This is a genomic window from uncultured Erythrobacter sp. (assembly GCF_947499705.1).
Lineage (GTDB): Bacteria > Pseudomonadota > Alphaproteobacteria > Sphingomonadales > Sphingomonadaceae > Erythrobacter.
On record NZ_CANMPJ010000002.1, the window covers coordinates 276,368 to 293,982 of the forward strand.

General features: G+C 60.3%; 18 protein-coding genes. 4 read left to right on the forward strand and 14 right to left on the reverse strand.

Going from position 1 to position 17,615, the window contains the following annotated elements:
• Positions 1 to 53: 53 nt before the first annotated feature.
• From Q0837_RS14150 to pepN, 7 genes are all read right to left on the reverse strand, one after another.
• A complete protein-coding gene (locus Q0837_RS14150) occupies positions 54 to 605 on the reverse strand; it encodes an adenine phosphoribosyltransferase (RefSeq protein ID WP_298470429.1) in 552 nt (183 codons plus the stop codon).
• 78 nt (positions 606 to 683) lie between these two features.
• Positions 684 to 1,535 (reverse strand): cytochrome c1, encoded by an 852-nt coding sequence (locus Q0837_RS14155; RefSeq protein WP_298470430.1) that lies wholly within the window; start codon positions 1,533 to 1,535, stop codon positions 684 to 686.
• 51 nt (positions 1,536 to 1,586) lie between these two features.
• Positions 1,587 to 2,948 carry a cytochrome b/b6 gene (locus Q0837_RS14160; protein WP_298470431.1) on the reverse strand — a complete coding sequence of 454 codons (1,362 nt, stop codon included), beginning with the start codon at positions 2,946 to 2,948 and terminating at the stop codon, positions 1,587 to 1,589.
• A 57-nt stretch (positions 2,949 to 3,005) separates the two neighbouring features.
• Positions 3,006 to 3,539 (reverse strand): ubiquinol-cytochrome c reductase iron-sulfur subunit, encoded by a 534-nt coding sequence (gene petA / locus Q0837_RS14165; protein ID WP_298470433.1) that lies wholly within the window; start codon positions 3,537 to 3,539, stop codon positions 3,006 to 3,008.
• Entirely contained in the window at positions 3,532 to 3,663 is a 132-nt protein-coding gene (locus Q0837_RS14170) for a hypothetical protein (RefSeq protein ID WP_298470435.1), read from the reverse strand. Before Q0837_RS14170 ends, petA begins: the two co-directional genes overlap by 8 nt.
• Positions 3,664 to 3,797: 134 nt before the next feature.
• Positions 3,798 to 4,553 (reverse strand): peptidoglycan editing factor PgeF, encoded by a 756-nt coding sequence (gene pgeF / locus Q0837_RS14175; protein ID WP_298470436.1) that lies wholly within the window; start codon positions 4,551 to 4,553, stop codon positions 3,798 to 3,800.
• Positions 4,546 to 7,212, reverse strand: coding sequence for an aminopeptidase N (gene pepN, locus Q0837_RS14180; RefSeq protein ID WP_298470437.1), 2,667 nt, complete (start codon positions 7,210 to 7,212; stop codon positions 4,546 to 4,548). The genes pgeF and pepN overlap by 8 nt, the downstream gene beginning before the upstream one ends.
• Before the next feature lie 52 nt (positions 7,213 to 7,264).
• Between pepN and Q0837_RS14185 the strand changes: the two genes are divergently transcribed.
• A complete protein-coding gene (locus Q0837_RS14185; protein ID WP_298470439.1) occupies positions 7,265 to 8,047 on the forward strand; it encodes an SDR family NAD(P)-dependent oxidoreductase in 783 nt (260 codons plus the stop codon).
• A gap of 109 nt (positions 8,048 to 8,156) precedes the next feature.
• Here the strand turns inward: Q0837_RS14185 and Q0837_RS14190 are convergent, their stop codons facing one another.
• Both Q0837_RS14190 and Q0837_RS14195 read right to left on the reverse strand, forming a co-directional pair.
• Positions 8,157 to 9,077: a DMT family transporter gene (locus Q0837_RS14190; RefSeq protein WP_298470441.1), complete on the reverse strand. Its 921-nt coding sequence runs from the start codon at positions 9,075 to 9,077 to the stop codon at positions 8,157 to 8,159.
• A 10-nt stretch (positions 9,078 to 9,087) separates the two neighbouring features.
• Positions 9,088 to 10,095 carry a low specificity L-threonine aldolase gene (locus Q0837_RS14195; RefSeq protein WP_298470443.1) on the reverse strand — a complete coding sequence of 336 codons (1,008 nt, stop codon included), beginning with the start codon at positions 10,093 to 10,095 and terminating at the stop codon, positions 9,088 to 9,090.
• 53 nt (positions 10,096 to 10,148) lie between these two features.
• Here Q0837_RS14195 and Q0837_RS14200 point away from each other — a divergent pair, with 53 nt between their 5' ends.
• Entirely contained in the window at positions 10,149 to 10,478 is a 330-nt protein-coding gene (locus tag Q0837_RS14200) for a GNAT family N-acetyltransferase (protein WP_298470445.1), read from the forward strand.
• Here Q0837_RS14200 and Q0837_RS14205 read toward each other — a convergent pair.
• Genes Q0837_RS14205 through Q0837_RS14215 form a run of 3 tightly spaced genes read right to left on the reverse strand, consistent with a single transcriptional unit; the run spans position 10,475 to position 13,848 of the window.
• Positions 10,475 to 12,061, reverse strand: coding sequence for a PH domain-containing protein (locus Q0837_RS14205; RefSeq protein ID WP_298470447.1), 1,587 nt, complete (start codon positions 12,059 to 12,061; stop codon positions 10,475 to 10,477). The genes Q0837_RS14200 and Q0837_RS14205 overlap by 4 nt on opposite strands.
• Positions 12,058 to 12,639 (reverse strand): PH domain-containing protein, encoded by a 582-nt coding sequence (locus Q0837_RS14210; protein WP_298470449.1) that lies wholly within the window; start codon positions 12,637 to 12,639, stop codon positions 12,058 to 12,060. Before Q0837_RS14210 ends, Q0837_RS14205 begins: the two co-directional genes overlap by 4 nt.
• Before the next feature lie 39 nt (positions 12,640 to 12,678).
• Complete coding sequence (locus tag Q0837_RS14215) at positions 12,679 to 13,848, reverse strand: acyl-CoA dehydrogenase family protein (protein ID WP_298470451.1); 1,170 nt, start codon at positions 13,846 to 13,848, stop codon at positions 12,679 to 12,681.
• Between the two features lie 143 nt (positions 13,849 to 13,991).
• On the opposite strand from Q0837_RS14215, the gene Q0837_RS14220 reads away from it, so the two are divergent.
• Both Q0837_RS14220 and Q0837_RS14225 read left to right on the forward strand, forming a co-directional pair.
• On the forward strand, positions 13,992 to 14,648 hold the full coding sequence (locus Q0837_RS14220; protein ID WP_298470452.1) for a glutathione S-transferase family protein: 657 nt from the start codon (positions 13,992 to 13,994) through the stop codon (positions 14,646 to 14,648).
• Positions 14,648 to 15,415, forward strand: coding sequence for an SDR family oxidoreductase (locus tag Q0837_RS14225; RefSeq protein WP_298470453.1), 768 nt, complete (start codon positions 14,648 to 14,650; stop codon positions 15,413 to 15,415). Before Q0837_RS14220 ends, Q0837_RS14225 begins: the two co-directional genes overlap by 1 nt.
• Before the next feature lie 8 nt (positions 15,416 to 15,423).
• On the opposite strand, the gene Q0837_RS14230 is transcribed toward Q0837_RS14225, so the two are convergent.
• Together Q0837_RS14230 and Q0837_RS14235 are read right to left on the reverse strand one after the other, a co-directional pair.
• Positions 15,424 to 16,743, reverse strand: a complete 1,320-nt coding sequence (locus Q0837_RS14230) for an MFS transporter (protein WP_298470455.1) — start codon at positions 16,741 to 16,743, stop codon at positions 15,424 to 15,426.
• Positions 16,715 to 17,494 (reverse strand): SDR family oxidoreductase, encoded by a 780-nt coding sequence (locus tag Q0837_RS14235; RefSeq protein WP_298470457.1) that lies wholly within the window; start codon positions 17,492 to 17,494, stop codon positions 16,715 to 16,717. The genes Q0837_RS14230 and Q0837_RS14235 overlap by 29 nt, the downstream gene beginning before the upstream one ends.
• Between the last annotated feature and the right edge of the window lie 121 nt (positions 17,495 to 17,615).

The following is a 17,615-nucleotide window of genomic DNA, read 5'->3' on the forward strand; positions in this document are numbered from 1 at the left end:
CAATGGTTGGCCCGGGAGCACGGTTCCGAAACAGTCGGATACGCGTCTATCGGTTAGTCGCCTTCGAATTCAAGCAGCGTGCGAACTTGGACGCCAGCGTCGCGCAGTTTTGCTGCACCGCCGAGGTCCGGCAGGTCTATGACGAACAATGCCTGATCCACCTTCGCGCCCGCATCGCGGAGCAATTGTACGGTCGCCAGTGCGGTTCCGCCGGTCGCAATCAGATCGTCGACGATGACCACGCTCTCATCGGCTTCGACGCCCGCAGGATCCATCTCCAACCGATCGGTCCCGTATTCGAGCGCGTAGTCGACACCGATGGTTGCAACCGGCAGTTTGCCGGGTTTGCGCACCGGCACAAATCCCACGCCCAACTGCACTGCAACCGCTGCGCCGAAGATGAATCCGCGCGCCTCCATCCCTGCAATTTTCTGCGCCTCTGCGGCGCGCGCCATCTCCGAAAGATGGTGCATACTGGACGAAAGCCCGTGAGGGTGACCAATCAGCGTGGTGATGTCGCGGAACTGAATGCCCGGCTCAGGAAAATCGGGAACAGTGCGAACCAGAGCTTGCAATTCTGCTGGTGAAAGTGGCGCTGCGTTCATCGTCTGTCCCCCAATGCAAAGCGCTCCACCATCCGGTTGGGACGATGGAGCGCCGCTCAATTCAACGCAACAATTTGCCTATTTTTTCTTGGGTTTCTTCCCGGCCCAGACCTGCTTGTAGGATAGGAAGGCCAGAGCGGTAGCGAATAGCAGGAAGCCAATCACGAACCAGCCGGTTTGCTTGCGCTGCACCAGTGAAGGCTCGGCGGTCCAAGTCAGGAAGGCGGTGACGTCTTGCGACATCTGATCAATGGTCGCTTCGGTCCCGTCGGCATAGGTTACCAGACCATCGACCGCGATCGGCGGTGCCATCGCGAGATTCACGTTCGGGAAGTACGGGTTGAAGTAAAGTCCTGCGGGGGTCTCAAACTCGGGAGACAGCTTCTGCAGTTCCGGGTCTGGCTCACCATACCCGGCGAGCAGCGAATAGACATAGTTCGAACCGTCTTTGCGCGCTTTCGTGATCAACGAAAGATCGGGCGGGATCGCGTTGTTGTTCGCGGCAGCTGCAGCGACATCGTTGGGATAGGGACTTGGGAAATAGTCGGTCGGTTCGCCAGCGCGCGTTGTCGCTTCGCCGGTGACCGGGTCGACACCCGGTACGAACCAGGTAGCTGCCTCGGCGCGCACTTCGGCTTCGGAATAAGTCAGTTCCTGGAGGTTCCGGAACGCGACAAATTTCAGGCTGTGACAGGAAGAGCAGACTTCCTTGTACACCTGATATCCGCGCTGCAATTGCGCTACATCCCACTTGCCCAGCGGCCCGTCGAACGAAAACCCGCCCTCAGGCGCCTTCGGCTTTTGCTTGAAGACGTAATAGTCTCCGCGCTCTGGCGGGGCGTAATTGATGAGGCCGGGGATGAGCGACCACAAGACCAGAATGCCTGTGATCACTAGACCGGCGATGATGCCTCCAAGGCGAATTGTCATGACCGAATTCTTTCTCGTTATCGGATCAGAATGGGTGGCTTTACCAGCCGATTACTCGGCTGGCTGCAAAGAACCGTCGGGCAGATCGCCAGCGGGCTTTGAAGCCGGAGCTTCAGCCTGCTTACCCGGAGCGTCGTCGTCCTTGCCGAGCACCGCTTCGGTGATCGAGAACGGCAGCGGCTTGGGCACTTCGATCTGACTGATGATCGGCAGGATCACCAGGAAATGAAGGAAGTAGTATGCCGTGGCGATCTGGCTGAGCACCACATAGGGCTCTTCAGCAGGCGCCCCGCCCAGGTAGAACAGCGCGGCCATGCACGGGATGAACCCGAACCAGAAGAAGCGCTGGAACAACGGACGGTAATGGCCGGAACGCACCGGGCTCTTGTCGAGCCATGGCAGGAAGAACCAAAGCAGGATCGAGCCGAACATGGCGATCACGCCGAGAAGCTTGGCCTGGATCAGGACGATGCCGGTGAACGGGATGGTGAGGTCGCCGGTAAAGGCGCGCAGGATCGCGTAGAACGGGTAGAAGTACCATTCGGGCACGATCAGCGCCGGCGTCGAAAGCGGGTTCGCTTCGATATAGTTATCCGGGTGGCCGAGCATGTTCGGCAGGAAGAACACCATGAAGGCGAAGAAGATCAGGATCACACCGAGCCCGAAGCCATCCTTGGCCGTGTAATACGGGTGGAACGGTACAGTGTCGCTTTCCTTCTTCACTTCGATGCCGGTGGGGTTCGAGGAGCCCGGAATGTGCAGCGCCCAGATGTGGAGGATTACCACCCCGGCGATTACGAACGGCAGCAGGAAGTGCAGCGAGAAGAAGCGGTTCAAAGCGGCGTTGTCAGGGGCGAAACCACCAACCAGCCACACCTGGAGCGGCTCACCAACAAGTGGGATCGCACCGAACAGGCCGGTAATCACCTTGGCACCCCAGAAGCTCATCTGACCCCATGGAAGCACGTAGCCCATAAAGGCGGTGGCCATCATCAACAGGAAGATCACCACGCCGAGCAACCAAATCATCTCGCGCGGCGCCTTGTAGGACGAATAATAGAACCCGCGGAAGATGTGGAGGTAGATCACAATGAAGAAGAAGCTCGCTCCGTTGGCGTGCGCATAACGCATCAGCCAACCCGAGTTCACGTTGCGCATAATGTGCTCAACGGTGCCGAATGCGACTTCGGTGTTGGCAGCGTAGTGCATCGCAAGGACAACGCCGGTGACAATCTGGACCACCAGGAAGAACCCGGCGAGCACGCCGAAATTCCACATGTAGTTGAGGTTGCGCGGCACCGGATAGCCAGCACCAACCGCGTTATACACCAGACGCGGAAGCGGCAGCTTCTCGTCAATCCATTTGGTGAAACCGGTTTGCGGCTCGTACTGCTTTGCCCAGGCGAAACTCATAACGTTCTCTCGACTTTTTCAGCGTGAAATCAAAATAATCGGATCAGATACGCACGATCATCCGACGCGGATGGTGCTTTCGGTAGTGAACTCAAATTCCGGCACAGCGAGGTTAGTCGGCGCCGGTCCTTTACGGATGCGTCCGGCGACATCGTAGTGCGATCCGTGGCAGGGACAGAAGTACCCACCATATTCGCCTTTGTTCTCGCCTTCGGCTGCGCCGAGCGGCACACAGCCGAGGTGCGTGCAAACGCCGAGCGTAACGAGGATGGCTTCGTTGCCTTCCTTCGTCCTATCGGCCAGCGTTTCAGGGTCGCGCATATTGGCGCCGTCATCGGCCTTGGCCGCGGCAATCTCTTCTGGTGTCAGGCGCTTTACAAACAACGGCTGCTTGCGAAACACCGCCTTGATGCTCTGACCCGGCTGGATCGCGGAGATGTCAACATCGGTCGTGCTTTCGGCGAGCACGTCCTTCGACGGGGCCATCTGGCTTACGAGCGGGAACAATGTCGCCGCGCCGCCAACTCCGGCCGTGCCAATTGCTGCGATGTGGATCCAGTCGCGACGACGGACACCTTCATCTTCAATCATGTCTGCGGTACCAGCCCCAGCTGAAGCCATTGTTCTTTACCCTGCTCATCTTGCCACGCTGGATCGAGCGCCAGTGCGGCATCATGTTGAAATCATCCCTCGCCGAAACGATGGGACCATCCATGGGAACGGTCCGTAGCCTTTGATTGGCCTTTAGCAAACGTCGGCGCGGCGCAAATAACCACAATCTTCGTAGAGTCCAACCGTCTTTTCGGCATCCCTTGTTCGCTTTGCTGCAAGCCAGCGGGGAGAGACAGATCAACCCAAAGCTATCAGGCTGATTTGGCGGCCATAATTTGGCTCACCGCTGGAAACGGCTCGTCTGTAGGAATAGTAACGCTCGGGATGTGAGAATGTATCCCAGGCGCAGTCCGAAATTTTGTCGATCCCGCAAAACGCCAGTTTTTCAGTGATGTAGCTGGGAAGGTCGAATTGCCAGCGCGGACTGCCAGCCCGATCCGGAGCAGCGGCGAAGTGCTTGCCGTCTTGCTCGCCAAAGTTCTCTCGGAACGGCGCATCGACTTCATAGCTTGCCTGCGCGATGGTCGGGCCGATCGCGGCAGCGATGGTAGCGCGGCTCGCGCCGAGCGCTTCCATCGCCGCGATTGTGTTTTCCAGAACGCCGCCATGCGCCCCGCGCCACCCGGCATGGGCCGCAGCGACAACACCTGCCTGCCTGTCCGCAAACAAAACCGGGCCGCAATCGGCTGTCACTATGCCGAGCACAATGCCGCGCCTCGCTGTCACCACAGCATCCGCAACGGGGCGGCCCTCGGGAGCATCATCCCATTCATCGGTAACGGTTACGACATCGGGCGAGTGGACCTGATGCGGGGTAACAATTGGCGCGCCAGCTACCAAAGCACTCGCGGCGGCAGCACGAGTTGCGCCCACCTCCTCCACCAGACCCGGTCCGCCATAGCCGAATTGGTGCAGCCCGCCTCCGTGGCCAAAAAAGCCATGCGGAAAATCAGCAAGCGCATCGGCGCGCTCAATGTCGAATGTATCAGCCATCGAGGCTGCGCGAGACCTGTTCGAATGTATCGCGCGACAACCCCTCAACCGCGGCAATCCGCTCTAGCTCAGCTTTCATCAGCCCAGCTCGCATTGACTCGATCCGCCGCCATTTGCCAAGCGGCGACACAAACCGAGCGGCGGTCTGCGGATTGATTGGGTCGAGTGCGATGATGACATCGGCGATCATCCGATACCCAGCTCCGTCAACGGAATGGAAGCCCTGCGGATTGCCCGCAAACGCCATGTAGAGCGAGCGCACGCGGTTGGGGTTCTTCATCGTGAAGTCCGGATGATTGGCGAGCGCGCTCACCTGATTGATGACATCCGGGTGCAGCGAGAGTGCTTGCAAAGTGAACCATTTGTCTACGACCAGCGCATTGCCTTCGAAGCGGTCATAGAACGCCTTCAGACGCTCTTCACGCTCGGCACATTCCAGCCCGCACAGCACCATCAACGCGCCTTGGCGGTCGGTCATGTTGTCGGCCTCGTCGAACAGCCGAGACGCCATGATGGCAGCGCGTTCGGGTTCGCTTGCGGCGAACAGCACGGCGATTTGCGTCTTGAGCTTGCGCGCGCCGCGACCGGCGGGATCATTGAACGGTACATCGACGATGCGGGCGTAAAGGCTTTCCAGCTCGCGCTTGAGTGTCACGCCGAGCGCCGCTTTCAATTGCTCGCGCTCGCGGTGAATTGCGCCCGGGTCGGCCTTTCGCGTGCCCGTCGCCATCGCTTCGAACAGATATGTCTCGTTCGGCAGCATCATCAATTCACCGCGCATCGCATCGTCGAGCGCCTCGTCCATCAGGATCGAACGGAACGCATCGCCGATAGCGGTTTTGCCCGCTGCCCGTCCCGCCTCATCAAGTTCGCCCGAAGCCGCGGCGACGAGATGCTGCACAGCCAGTTCCTGCAGAGCCTCATAACGTGCGAACGGATCATCATCCTGCGCGGCGAGGAAGACGAGATCCTCACGGGTCAGTGATCGTTTGATCAGGACAGGCGCCGTAAAGCCGCGGTTGATTGACACGACCGGAACCGGCCCAGCGAGCGGAAGCGTAAAGGTCTCCTCGTCGAGCGTGAGGATCACGAGCTGCTCTTCGCCGATCGCACCAGTCTCTCGGCAATGCACCGCGACCCGCAGCGGGATCGGCATTGCGCCTTTGTTGGTCTGTCCAGGCGTGTCAGGGACTGTCTGTTTGAGTGTCAGCATAAGGCCACCATCGCCAAGTTCCTGGCTGACTTCGACACGCGGCGTGCCTGCCTGCCGGTACCAGCGACGGAATTGTGCGAGCTCGAGCCCCGCGCCGTCTTCCATGGCGGTGATGAAGTCCTCACACGTCGCCGCTTCGCCGTCGTGGCGGTCGAAATAGAGATCAGTGCCTGCGCGGAAACGCTCCACGCCCGCCATCGAGCGCATCATGCGGATGACTTCGGCGCCCTTGTTGTAGACGGTCGCGGTGTAGAAGTTGCTGATCTCGCGGTAACTGTCCGGGCGGATCGGGTGGGCGAGCGGCCCGGCATCTTCCGGGAATTGCGCGGCGCGCAGGATGCGCACATCCTCGATCCGCTTGACCGCTTCGCCGCGCATATCCTGCGAGAACAGCTGGTCGCGCAGCACGGTGAAACCCTCTTTCAGGCTCAGCTGGAACCAGTCGCGGCAGGTGATGCGGTTGCCCGACCAGTTGTGGAAGTATTCATGCGCAATGACGCCCTCGACCGCGTCGAAATCGCCATCGGTTGCGGTGTCGGGGTCAGCCAGCACATATTTCGTATTGAAGACGTTTAGCCCTTTGTTCTCCATCGCCCCCATGTTGAAATCGCTGACGGCGACGATGTTGTAGAGGTCTAGATCATATTCGCGCCCGAAGGTCTCTTCATCCCATTTCATCGAGCGGTGAAGCGATTCCAGCGCGTGATCGGTGCGTTCGAGGTCTTCGGCGCGGACCCAGATATTGCACTCGACTTCGCGGCCGGACATCGTGGTGAAGGGCGCGGAATTGGCGACCAGATCGCCCGCCACCAGCGCAAACAGATAGGACGGCTTGGGCCATGGGTCGTGCCATTCGGCCCAGTGCGCTCCCCCTTCGCCTTCCCCTTCGGCAACCTTGTTTCCGTTGCAGAGCAGGATCGGGAGCTGAGCCTTCGGTCCCTCCATCCGCACAGTGTAAGTCGAAAGCACGTCGGGGCGGTCGGGGAAGAAGGTGATGCGGCGAAAACCCTCTGCCTCGCATTGCGTGCAGAGCATGCCATTCGAGGCATAGAGACCCATGAGCGTGGTGTTGGCGCTCGGATCGATAGTGGTTGCAATCGCGACTTCGTGACGCTCACCGGGCAGCGTGATGACCAGATCGGGTCCATCCATCACCCAACTGTTCACCTCGGCACCGTCGACGGTCACTCGATCGACAGTCAGGCCATCACCATTCAGACGTAGCTCCTGGGTCGCGTCCGCCGCCGGGTTCCGCTCGACCGACAGGGTCGCGATCACGCGGGTCTGCTCCACGCCAAGATCGAAGGCGAGCTTCGTCTGCGGGACCAGCCACGGATAGGGCGCATAATCCTTTCGCAGGATCACCGGCGGCTCGGCTGGCGTCGGAGCGGCATCCGCAAGTTCGGGGTTGCCTTCGGGGTTTGTCGGGGAGGTTGCGATATCCATGGGCACCGATTTAGATTGATTTGGCCCCGCGTCCAGCGGCAGTAGGGCCGACATGGCGCGATTGTTCATTTTTGGCCTTGGCTACACGGCAAAGCGGATCGCAGCGGACTTGCGCGCGCGCGGTTGGGAAGTCGATGCCACCGGAAGCGCGGGCAACGTGGATTTCGACGACCATGCCGCGGTGCGCGAGGCATTGACCGGGTGCATCCATGTGCTGTCTTCGGTTCCGCCGGATCGCAAGAGCGGCGGCGATGCCGTCCTCGACACCTATTCAGAGGACATTGCGGGCAAACGGCTAGGCTACCTCTCCTCAACCGGGGTCTATGGCGACCAACAGGGCGCGTGGGTCGATGAAACCTCACCCACGGGAACGGGCCGTCGCAACGCACGCACCGATGCCGATGCGCGCTGGCTGGAAATCGAGGCGCGGGTGTTCCGCCTGCCGGGGATCTACGGATCGGGCCGCAGCGCGCTCGACCGGGTGAAGGACGGCCGCGCGCGGCGGATCGACCTTCCGGGACAAGTGTTCAGCCGCGTGCATGTCGATGACATCGTCAGCGGAGTCGTCGCGGCATTCCGGCAAGACGCGCCGCCGGGAGCCTACAATCTTGGCGATGATCTGCCCGCAAGCGGTAATGCTGTGACTGAGCATGCTTGCCGGTTACTGGGCGTCGAATTGCCAAAGTTGGAAACGCTGGAGGAAGCGAACCTGTCTGAAATGGCGCGCGGGTTCTATTCAGAGAACCGCCGGGTCGCGAATGGCAAAGCAAAGCGGATTTTGGGATGGCGACCGAAGTTCCCGACCTACATCGAAGGACTCGCCTCACTCCTGTAGCTCGTCATTGCGAGGAGCGAAGCGACGCGGCAATCCATGGACCGGCAAGTTGCGACGAGGTGCAAGGGCTGGCCATGGATTGCTTCGCTTCGCTCGCAATGACGAGACATTATCGTTGCTGCTTCGACCTTAGGGCCAGCACCATCCCGATCACCGCGAGCACCATCCCGCTCGCGGTCAGCCACGTCCATTGGTACCCCTCGAACAGGGTCGAGATCAGCATCGCGACCGAGATCGTCAGGATCGAATTGTAAGCCGTGCGCCCTGCCCCGATCTCGCGCACGAGATTGTAGTGCAGCGGGAATGTCACCACCGATCCGATCAGCGCGAGATAGACGATCCCGGCCCAATATTCGGGATTGGTCGGCAGCGGAGGTGGCCCAGCAGTCAGCGCTGCAAAGCCGAGGTCGAACACCGTCCCATAGAGCATCGCCCAGGCGAGCAGGCTGACCATTGGCACGGCGCGCCCTGTCGGATTGGCCTGAATGACATTGGCGACGGATGCGGCGAGGATACCCAGCAAAGCCAGCCCGATGCCAAGCGCCACGTTACCTCCCACAACCCCGGCATCGGGATTGGCACGCCATTCGTGCACAAGCAGGAACGAAACGCCGATGATGGCGATCATGCTGCCGATCCAGAACCCACGATGGGTGCGCTCGCCAAGGAAGACCCTGCCGAACAAGGCATTGGGCACCATCAGAAGACCGAACATCATCGCGACGATGCCTGAAGTCACGAACAATTCGGCGTGATAGACGAACAGGAAGTTGCCGCTGAACTGGAAAATTCCGACCAAGGCGGCGAGCATGTGTTCAGGCCGTGAGAGCAGCAAACGCCGCTTCATCAGAAATGCGACCAGAAACAGCGCGGGCGTCGCCAGTGCAAATCGGTAAAACACCGACCATGCGGCCGGCACACCGTCGATCTGCCCGGTGATGACAAACCACGTCGATCCCCAGATCGAACCGGTGAGGATGAATGGCAGTATTACCCGCCAGCTCAGCATCGGCGCTTGAGCGGCGCTCACGTTTGTATGCTCATAGGGCGGCGATTGCCTTGCCCAAGGCGGCTGCATCCTCGGCCTTGGTGTCCCATGCGGTCACGAAGCGCGCGGCGTCATCGCCCCAGTCGTAGAAAGCGAAGTCCTGCGCACGCAATGCCTCGCGCTCTTCCGGCGATAGCCGCACGAACAGCTCGTTGGCTTCGACCGGATGCATCAGACGATCGCCACAGCCACTCGCAATCTCTGCTGCTGCGGCGTTGGCGTGGCGCGCATTGTCGAGCCACAAATCGTCCTCCAGCATCGCCAGCACTTGCGCGGCGAGATAGCGGCCCTTGCATTGCAGATGGCCAGCACGCTTGCGGCGATATTTGACGAGGTCGGCCTGCTCGGGATCGAACAGCACAACCGCTTCCGCGCTCATCGCGCCATTCTTGATGCAACCGAAGGCCAGACTATCAACGCCGCCAGCGGCCGCGCTCGCGTCTCCGCCTAGAAACGCGGCTGCATTTGCAAATCGTGCGCCGTCCATATGAAGGCCCAGTCCGCGCGCCTTGGCGAATTCAGCCAGTGCCGCGAGTTCTCTGGGTGTGTAGCTGCGGCCATATTCGCTGGCCTGCGTGATCGCGATGGCATGCGGCTGAACCTGATGCACATCATCACGGATCGGGTCGATCAACGCGGCGATGGCTGTAGGCGTCAGCTTTGCGCCTTCACCCTGAGCCAGCATCAGCTTCGCACCGTGGAGGTAGAAACCCGGTGCGCCGCCTTCGTCGACTTCGATATGCGCTTCTTCGTGACAAACGACTCCGCCATGCGGTTGCACCATTGTCGCCAGCGCGAGGCAATTGGCCGCCGTGCCTGTAGCGATCCACAGTCCCGCGCATTCACGTCCGAACAAATCAGTGAAGCGCGTGTCGAGCTCTGCTGAAAGCGCATCGCCATCATAGGGATTGTCGGCACTATCAGCGGCCTGCATCGCTTCCCAGACTCTGGGATGCACCGGCGCGGCGTTGTCGGAGAGAAATGGTTTGAGTGTGGTCATCTAGGAACGCCTCTAGTCCCGTTCGCGTTTATGGCAAGAAGGAGCAGCGACAGATGAGCGACACGGCAGATCAGGTCACGATCACGCACCACGCACAAGGGCAGGGCGGCAAGTATATCGCGGAAGTCGAAGGCGAGGTCCATCAAGGCACGCTGGAATGGGAGCCGCGCACGAATGGTTCGCTGGAAGGTGCTGCAAGCGACGTGCGGGTCGCGACGCACACGATCGTTCCCGATGCGATCGGCGGGCGCGGGATTGCGGCGCGGTTGGTAGAACGGCTGGTGCAGGACGCGCGCGAGCAGGGGTTCAAGATCGTCCCGCAATGCTCCTACGTCGCTGCGAAATTTGCAAAGAACCCGGATTGGGCCGACCTTAAAGCCTAGGCCTGCTCCAATTGGGAAAAGTCCGTCGCAGCAATGGTCGTCATGACCTCACGGCGCACTTCGCGTGCTCGCTCAATCGGGACGCCGGGGATCTCGAACTCACCGCCCGCCAAGCCAAGATGCAGCGTCGCATAGCCGCGCCTGCGCGAAATCGGCCCTTGCGCGATTTCGACCGAATGCAGCTTCATGCGCGTCGCCAGCTGGCTCGTAGGCGCGAACAAACCTTTGTTGGCCATGATCTGATCTGCATCGATGGCGTGGCGGTGGAACTGCCACGAATACAGCGCTGCTGCCGCGCCCAAGACAGCCAAGGCCAGTGGAATCGCAACCGCCAATGGCACCCAATCAGGAGCGAAGATCGACGTTGCGGTGCCCGCGATGATGGCCGCGAGAATGAAAAAGACCGAGTCGATAATGGCGCTATCGATCCGGTAACGCTCGCTTGCGCGGTGCCAGTCGGTATCCTCATCCGGAAGGTGAAATCCCGCCTCCGCCACGATGGGGGCGATCTCGTCCATTTTTGCGAACGGCGCGACAACGTGATTCGCACCGCCGGAATCCTGCGCGAGGCTGACGAACCGAAGACCATGCCAGCCGAAGCGATAACGCAGCAATCCGGTGCCAATCTTGACCCCTTGCACGCGGTGCACTGGCATCACGACATCGGTCTTGGTGAATAGCCCCCGCCGCCGCCGAAATCCGCGCGCGGTACGCTCCAACAGGAAACCCCATTCGCGGGTGAATGTCCGGATCAGCCCGGTCGCCGAACCGATCACGAAAACCGCAATCAACCCAGCAACCGCGCTGAATATTTGAGCGTAGGCACCAAAGCTCGACAAAAAAGTGCCCTGTTCAGACAGCCACGATTCCCACAGTTCCGGGTCCCAAATCTCGAAGTCGACAAAGCTGTCGGCATATTGAAACAGGCCGCCAAGGACCGCAAAGACCGCCAGCGAAAACTCGAACGTGCCGAAGATCAACAGGCGTCGCGGGTCCATGGCAAACAGCGTCTGCGCTTCGGGTTCTGTAATGGCTTCAGCACCCGTTGCGCTCTCCTCAGAGCCGGTCGCCACCTCACCGTCGCGCCGTTGGCGCACCAATTGCCGCAGCCGGTCTCCTTCCTCGCCCGAGAGATAGGACAGGCTGATATCTTCGCCTGCCCCTGCCCCGGTTTCGAACTTTACGATCACCAGCCCGAACAGCCTTGGCAGCAGTGGCTCTTCAAGGCTCACATCCTGAATGCGTTCGAACGGAACAGACCGCGCCGAACGGCTCAGCACGCCGCTCTCTACCCGGATATCCTGTTCGCCAACGGTGTAGGTCAGGCGCTTCCAGCCGAGATAGGCGAAGGCAAAATTGATTCCGATGATCGCCGAGACCGCTGGCACCGCAAACATCAGCACATCGCCCACACTGCCGTCATCGAAAATCGTCACCGATGCGATCCCGAGCGGGATGATGAGCTGTGACAGGATCGATAGCCCGCGGATGATAAAGCTCTTGGGATGAGTCCTTAGCCCGGCCTCCTCGGCTGAGGCCGATCCCGCCGGATTTATGGGTTCACAGTCGAGGGTCGCGCTCACAAGCTCTCCTGCTTGATATGCGCGCGGATATCCTCGCGCATGTCCTTGGCGAGGTCCTGCTGCAGGCCGGGCAGATGCACTGAAGCATTGTGATTGCCGGCCGTGTGCAGCGTGAGCGTAGCGATGTCGAAGAACCGTTCGATCGGCCCCTGATCGACATCGATATGCTGCACGCGGCCGAACGGTACGACCGTGTCGGAATGCCACCAAATGCCGCGCACCACGCGCAGCCTGTCATCGCTCATATCGTAGCCGCGCGCATTGAACCTGCGGCCCGGTACGCGGATCACCAACAACACCGCCAGCAACAACACCGGTCCGGCGATCACGCCGGGCGGCAACACATCGTCAGGAATCGCCGCTTCCGCGATCAATGATCCAATAAGGAACGGGATTGCGAAGAGGATGGTCTGCAGCCGCAGCGCGGATTTGTAGTTCGGATGGACCTTGGTGAGATCACCCTCGGGATCGGGAATGACATCCGCCGTACCCGGCTGCATGCGCAGAGCGGCGTCGGGTCCCTCTCCCGTTAGTGCTTGCGTCAGTCGGTCAGGGTTGTCTGGCGTGGTCGATTGCATACTGCCTTAGATGAGCAACACAGCGCGCCCACGCAAGCCCTAACCGCGCTGATTGAATCGTCGGCCCACCATGGCCGCTGCGATATTGGTCTTCTGCACGTCAATCGCGCCGCCCGCGATCCCCCAGGCATAGGCATCACGGAGGCGCTGTTCCATGCCGTAATCCTTGTGATAGCCGTAGCCGCCCATGACCTGCATGCCGAGCGCCGCAACCTCGCGAACAATCTCATTGGCGTAGCATTTTGCGAGCGAGCTTTCGTAGACGGTTGGCAAGCCATCTTCCTGGATCGCGGCATTTGCCGCCGCGCGGTGGATCAGAAGGCGCGCCGCATCGACCTTCATCGCCATTTCAGCAATCTTCAACTGAACCGCCTGAAAATCGACGATCGGTTTGCCGAAGGCTTCCCGCTCTTGCGTGTATTCGAGCGCCTGTTCCAGCGCCGCCGCCGCCACACCAAGGCTCTGCGTCGCATTGCCGCATCGCTCCAGCCCGAACGCGCTCATCAACTTGCCAAACCCGCCGGCGCCGACGATCACATTCTCGCCCGGCACTTTCACGTTGTCTATGGCGTAGTCGGCGGTCGGAATGCCGCGAAAGCCCATCAACTCCTCGCGCTTGCCGAATTGCATTCCTTCCATGTCCTTTTCGAGCAGGATCGCGCCAATTCCCTTGGCACCGGGTTCATCGGTGAAGCGGCAATAAGTGACATAGTAATCGGAATGCCCGCCGCCGCTGGTCCAGCGCTTGTAGCCGTTGACGACGTAGCCATTGCCGTCCTGCACCGCCTTGGTCGTCAGGTCGGTTAGCGCGGTTCCGGCATCGGGTTCCGACATCGAAACCGCAACGATCTTCTCACCCTTGATCACTTCGGGCAGGATGCGTGCCTTCATCTCAGGCGAACCAAAGCGATCAATCGTTCGGACCGGCCCTGTGAGTGCTTCAAAAACGGGGAAGGCTACGGCGTTGGAAACCTGTGCGAATTCCTCCAGCACGATCAGCGCCTCGACATGGCCGAGGCCCAGCCCGCCATATTCCTCCGGCAGATTGACCCCGAGAAACCCCATCTCGCCATAGGTCTTGAGCATGTCGTGCGGGACCGGATAGTCCCTTTCCTCCATGTCGCGCGCCAGACTCGGCAATTCGGCCCGAACGAACTTCCGGGCGGTCTCCTGCAGCTCTCGCTGCTCGTCGGTCAGATTAAAATCCATGGATGATCTTTAGCTCGCTGTGGTGTTGCGCTGTACCCTGGTGGATTTAGGCCCCTAGCGCATTTAGGAGGGCGACGTGACCGTATAGCTCGCATACAGACCACGCATATAGGCGTCGCGCCACTAGAACTCTGGAGAGAGAAATGACTACCCTTCATTCCAGCCTGGGCCCCAATCCGCGCCTGGTGCGAATGTTCCTGATCGAGAAACGGATCGAGGAAGGGTCGCTGGAAGGCCAGGTGAAGCGCGTCCACTACGACATCATCACCGGTGAGAACCGGCAGGATGAGTCGTATCTGGAAAAGAATCCGCTCGGCACGATTCCGACGCTGGAACTGGATGACGGCACTTGCCTCACCGAAAGCTGGCCGATCTGCGAATACATCGAAGAGTTGCACCCTGATCCGAACCTGTTTGGAGAAACCGCTGCCGAGCGCGCGGAAGTGCGCAAATGGGCGCGCCTGTTCGATCAGGAAGTGGTGGTTCCGATGACCATGGGCTTTCGTGCAGGCGCTGGCCGTCCGATGTTCGAGCCGCGCATGAGCGTCGTCAGCCCCGAAGCGGGCGCAGAGCTATCGGCAATCTCCGATGAGAAGTGGCGCTATTTCGACACGGTGCTGGGTGACAGCAACCACTTTGCGCTGGGGCGTTTCACCTTTGCCGATTTGCTTGTGTTCTGCTTCGCCAATTTCGGCTTCACAGTGGGGTGGAAACTGCCCGAAGGGACCCGCAATCTAGCGCGCTTCGTCGATCATCATAATGGCCGCGAGAGCGCCAAGGTCTGGCAGGACACCGAATAGTGCCGGACCTGTCGGGGAAGGTCGCAATCGTCACCGGCTGCGCCAACGGTATTGGCGCAGCGACAGTTCGAAGACTGCGAGCCGACGGCGCGGAGGTGCTCGGCACGGACATTGACGAGCAAGGCGGGGCAGCCCTTTGCGATAGTGAGGGCGCACGCTTTGCTGCACAGGATGTGGGCGAAATGTCGCCGTGGCCCGTGATCGTAGCGGAGGCCGTCGGCACATGGGGGCGGCTAGACATTCTGGTGAACAATGCCGGGACAGTATCAGCGCTCTCTATTGAAGATGTCACGGACGAAGCCTGGGACCGGATTTACAACATCAATATCAAGGGAACGATGGCTGGCTGCCGCGCCGCGATCAAAGCCATGAAGGACAATCCCGGAGGGTCTTCGGGTTCGATCGTCAATATCAGTTCGACCTCGGCAATGGCGGCGCTGCCGTCTGACGTGGCTTATTGTTCAAGCAAGGGCGCGGTGCGGGTTTTGACCAAATCGATTGCCACACATTGCGCAAAGGCAGGATACAATATCCGCTGCAACACCGTAATTCCGGGCGCGACCGATACCGGCATTCTGGACCATGCCGAGAATGTCACGCCGGGCTTGAAAGAAGCGGTAGCCGCAACATCACCGCTCAACCGTCTGGCGGATCCTGCTGAAACCGCTGCGGCGATTGCATTTCTCGCGTCTGATGAATGCGCCTATATGACCGGGTCGGAGCTGCTGGTCGATGGCGCGATGATGGCGATCCACCCCGGGTTTTAGGCGGGCTTCTAGTCCGTCGCCATCCTGTCAAGATAACCCGACGAGCGCATCTGCGCGGCGGTCCATGCGAATACCGCCATCGCGATGATGCCGGACACCAGGCAGACCGCAAACACCGCGATGGTCAGTGAAAGTGTGCCTTGCGTCGGCGCGAGCCAGTCGCTGACCCAGCCGACCACGAACAGACCCAGCGCCTGCCCGACGAGATTGTTGAAGAACAATGCAATCGCCACCGCAAAACCGCGCTGCCCCGGCTCAACCGCCGCCTGAATTCCCGACAGGATCGGTGCCTGACTGGCAACATAGACTGCGTAGGCAAAGGCGAAGAAGATCAGGAACGGCCAGAATGTGCTTGATGAAAGGCTCAATCCCAGCGGCAATACGCAGCCCAGGCTGACCAGGCCCGGAAGCCAGGCCCGCCATCTCTCATCGCGGCGGGTCAGCCAGCCTGCGACATACCCGCCAAGGATCGGACCAGGTATCCCACCGATCAGGAACGTGAGGCCAAGATATATGCCCACATCGCCGCTCGAAAGTTCAAAGTTGCGCATCATCACCGCAGCCATCCAGACTGCGAGCGCGTACCCGATCATGATCTGCACCGCCCAACCGACAGCAAGCCCCATGAACACCCGATTGGTGACAAGCACGCGCGCGGTCTGGAACAATGGCTGCTGCTCGATCTGCGCGTCTTTGGGAGCATGGCGGCCACGCCGCGGCTCACGCATCGTGAAATAGACAATCGCGCCGATTACTATTCCCGGAAGGCCCATCAGAACAAACGCCCAACGCCAACCGAACAGTTCATTCAATTGCCCGCCGACCAGCAATCCGCTGGCTGTGCCCACCGTCGCGCCGATGGTGAGAAAGCCCATCGCTTTGGCCAGCTCTTCGCGCTTGAAATAGTCCGCGACCAAGCTTTGCGAAGCTGGACCAGAACAGCCTTCGCCAACACCGACCCCGGTGCGCGCGAGGAACAATGTCCAGAACCCCGTCGCCAATCCGCAAAGGGCGGTCATGGCGCTCCAGAACGTGATTGCGCCTGCAACGATGTTTCGGCGCACCGACCTGTCAGCCAGTCGTGCTGCGGGAAAGCCGACGATTACGTAAGTGGCGGCAAAAGCGAGGCCGCCAATCAATCCGATCTGGGTGTCCGAGAAGTCGAATTCAGCCTTTATGTCTTCGAGCAAGATTGCAAAGACAAGCCGGTCGGCAATCGAGAACATGCTGACCAGTGTCAGCAGGCCGAGCACATACCAGCGATACCAGTTGCTTTCGCCGCCTTCTGAGTTGCCCGGATCAGTGGTGAGGTCGGGCGTCGAGGCCATTGTCCACCGGGATCGTAAGCCCATTCAGGAACCGAGCATCGTCCGACGCAAGGAACAGGACGCATCCCGCCACATCGCGAGGATCGCCCAATCCATCCTGCGGCAGTGGCCCTGCGGGAATATCCATCGGGTTCTCGCCTGCACGACCGGAGACTTCCATCACCATCGGCGTCTCGATCCCGCCCGGCGCAAGCGCGTTGCAGCGAATGCCGTAGCCTTCGTCCTGACAGTGGATTGCGATCGAGCGGGTCATCGAACTGATCCCGCCCTTGGCGGCCGTGTAGGCCGGGATCGCCCCGTATCCCATCAGCGCTGCGGTCGATGCCATATTGATGATTGAGGAGCCGCCGCCACCGACCTTCTCATGCCTGTTCTTCATCAGCGGCAGAGCATATTTGCAGCCCAGAAACGTGCCGACCACGTGAATATCGAGGTGGAGCTTGAAATGATCGAGCGAGCAATCCTCGATATTCTCGAAGATCACGTTCCCGGCATTGTTGACCAGAATGTCGAGGCCGCCGTGACGTTCCTGAACGGCGTGCATCACGTCTTTCCATTGCTGTTCATCGGTCACATCGAGCGCCATTGCATCGCCGCCAATGCTATCGGCTACCTGGTGCGCCATCTCGACCTCGCGGTCGGTCACGATCACCTTGGCCCCTTCGGCCGCCAGCCTTTCGCAATCGGCCTTCCCCAGCCCCATTGCGCCGCCGGTTACGAGCGCAACCCGGCCCTCCACGCGTCCTGCCATTACTCTCTCCCCAGAGATATTTGTGCGTGCAGACTATTGCCGGATCGCGTGCGCACCACTGTTTAAAGCGATGAGAAAAGTGCCAGTCGCGATTACGGTTCGCTGCGTTATTCTGCCGGTC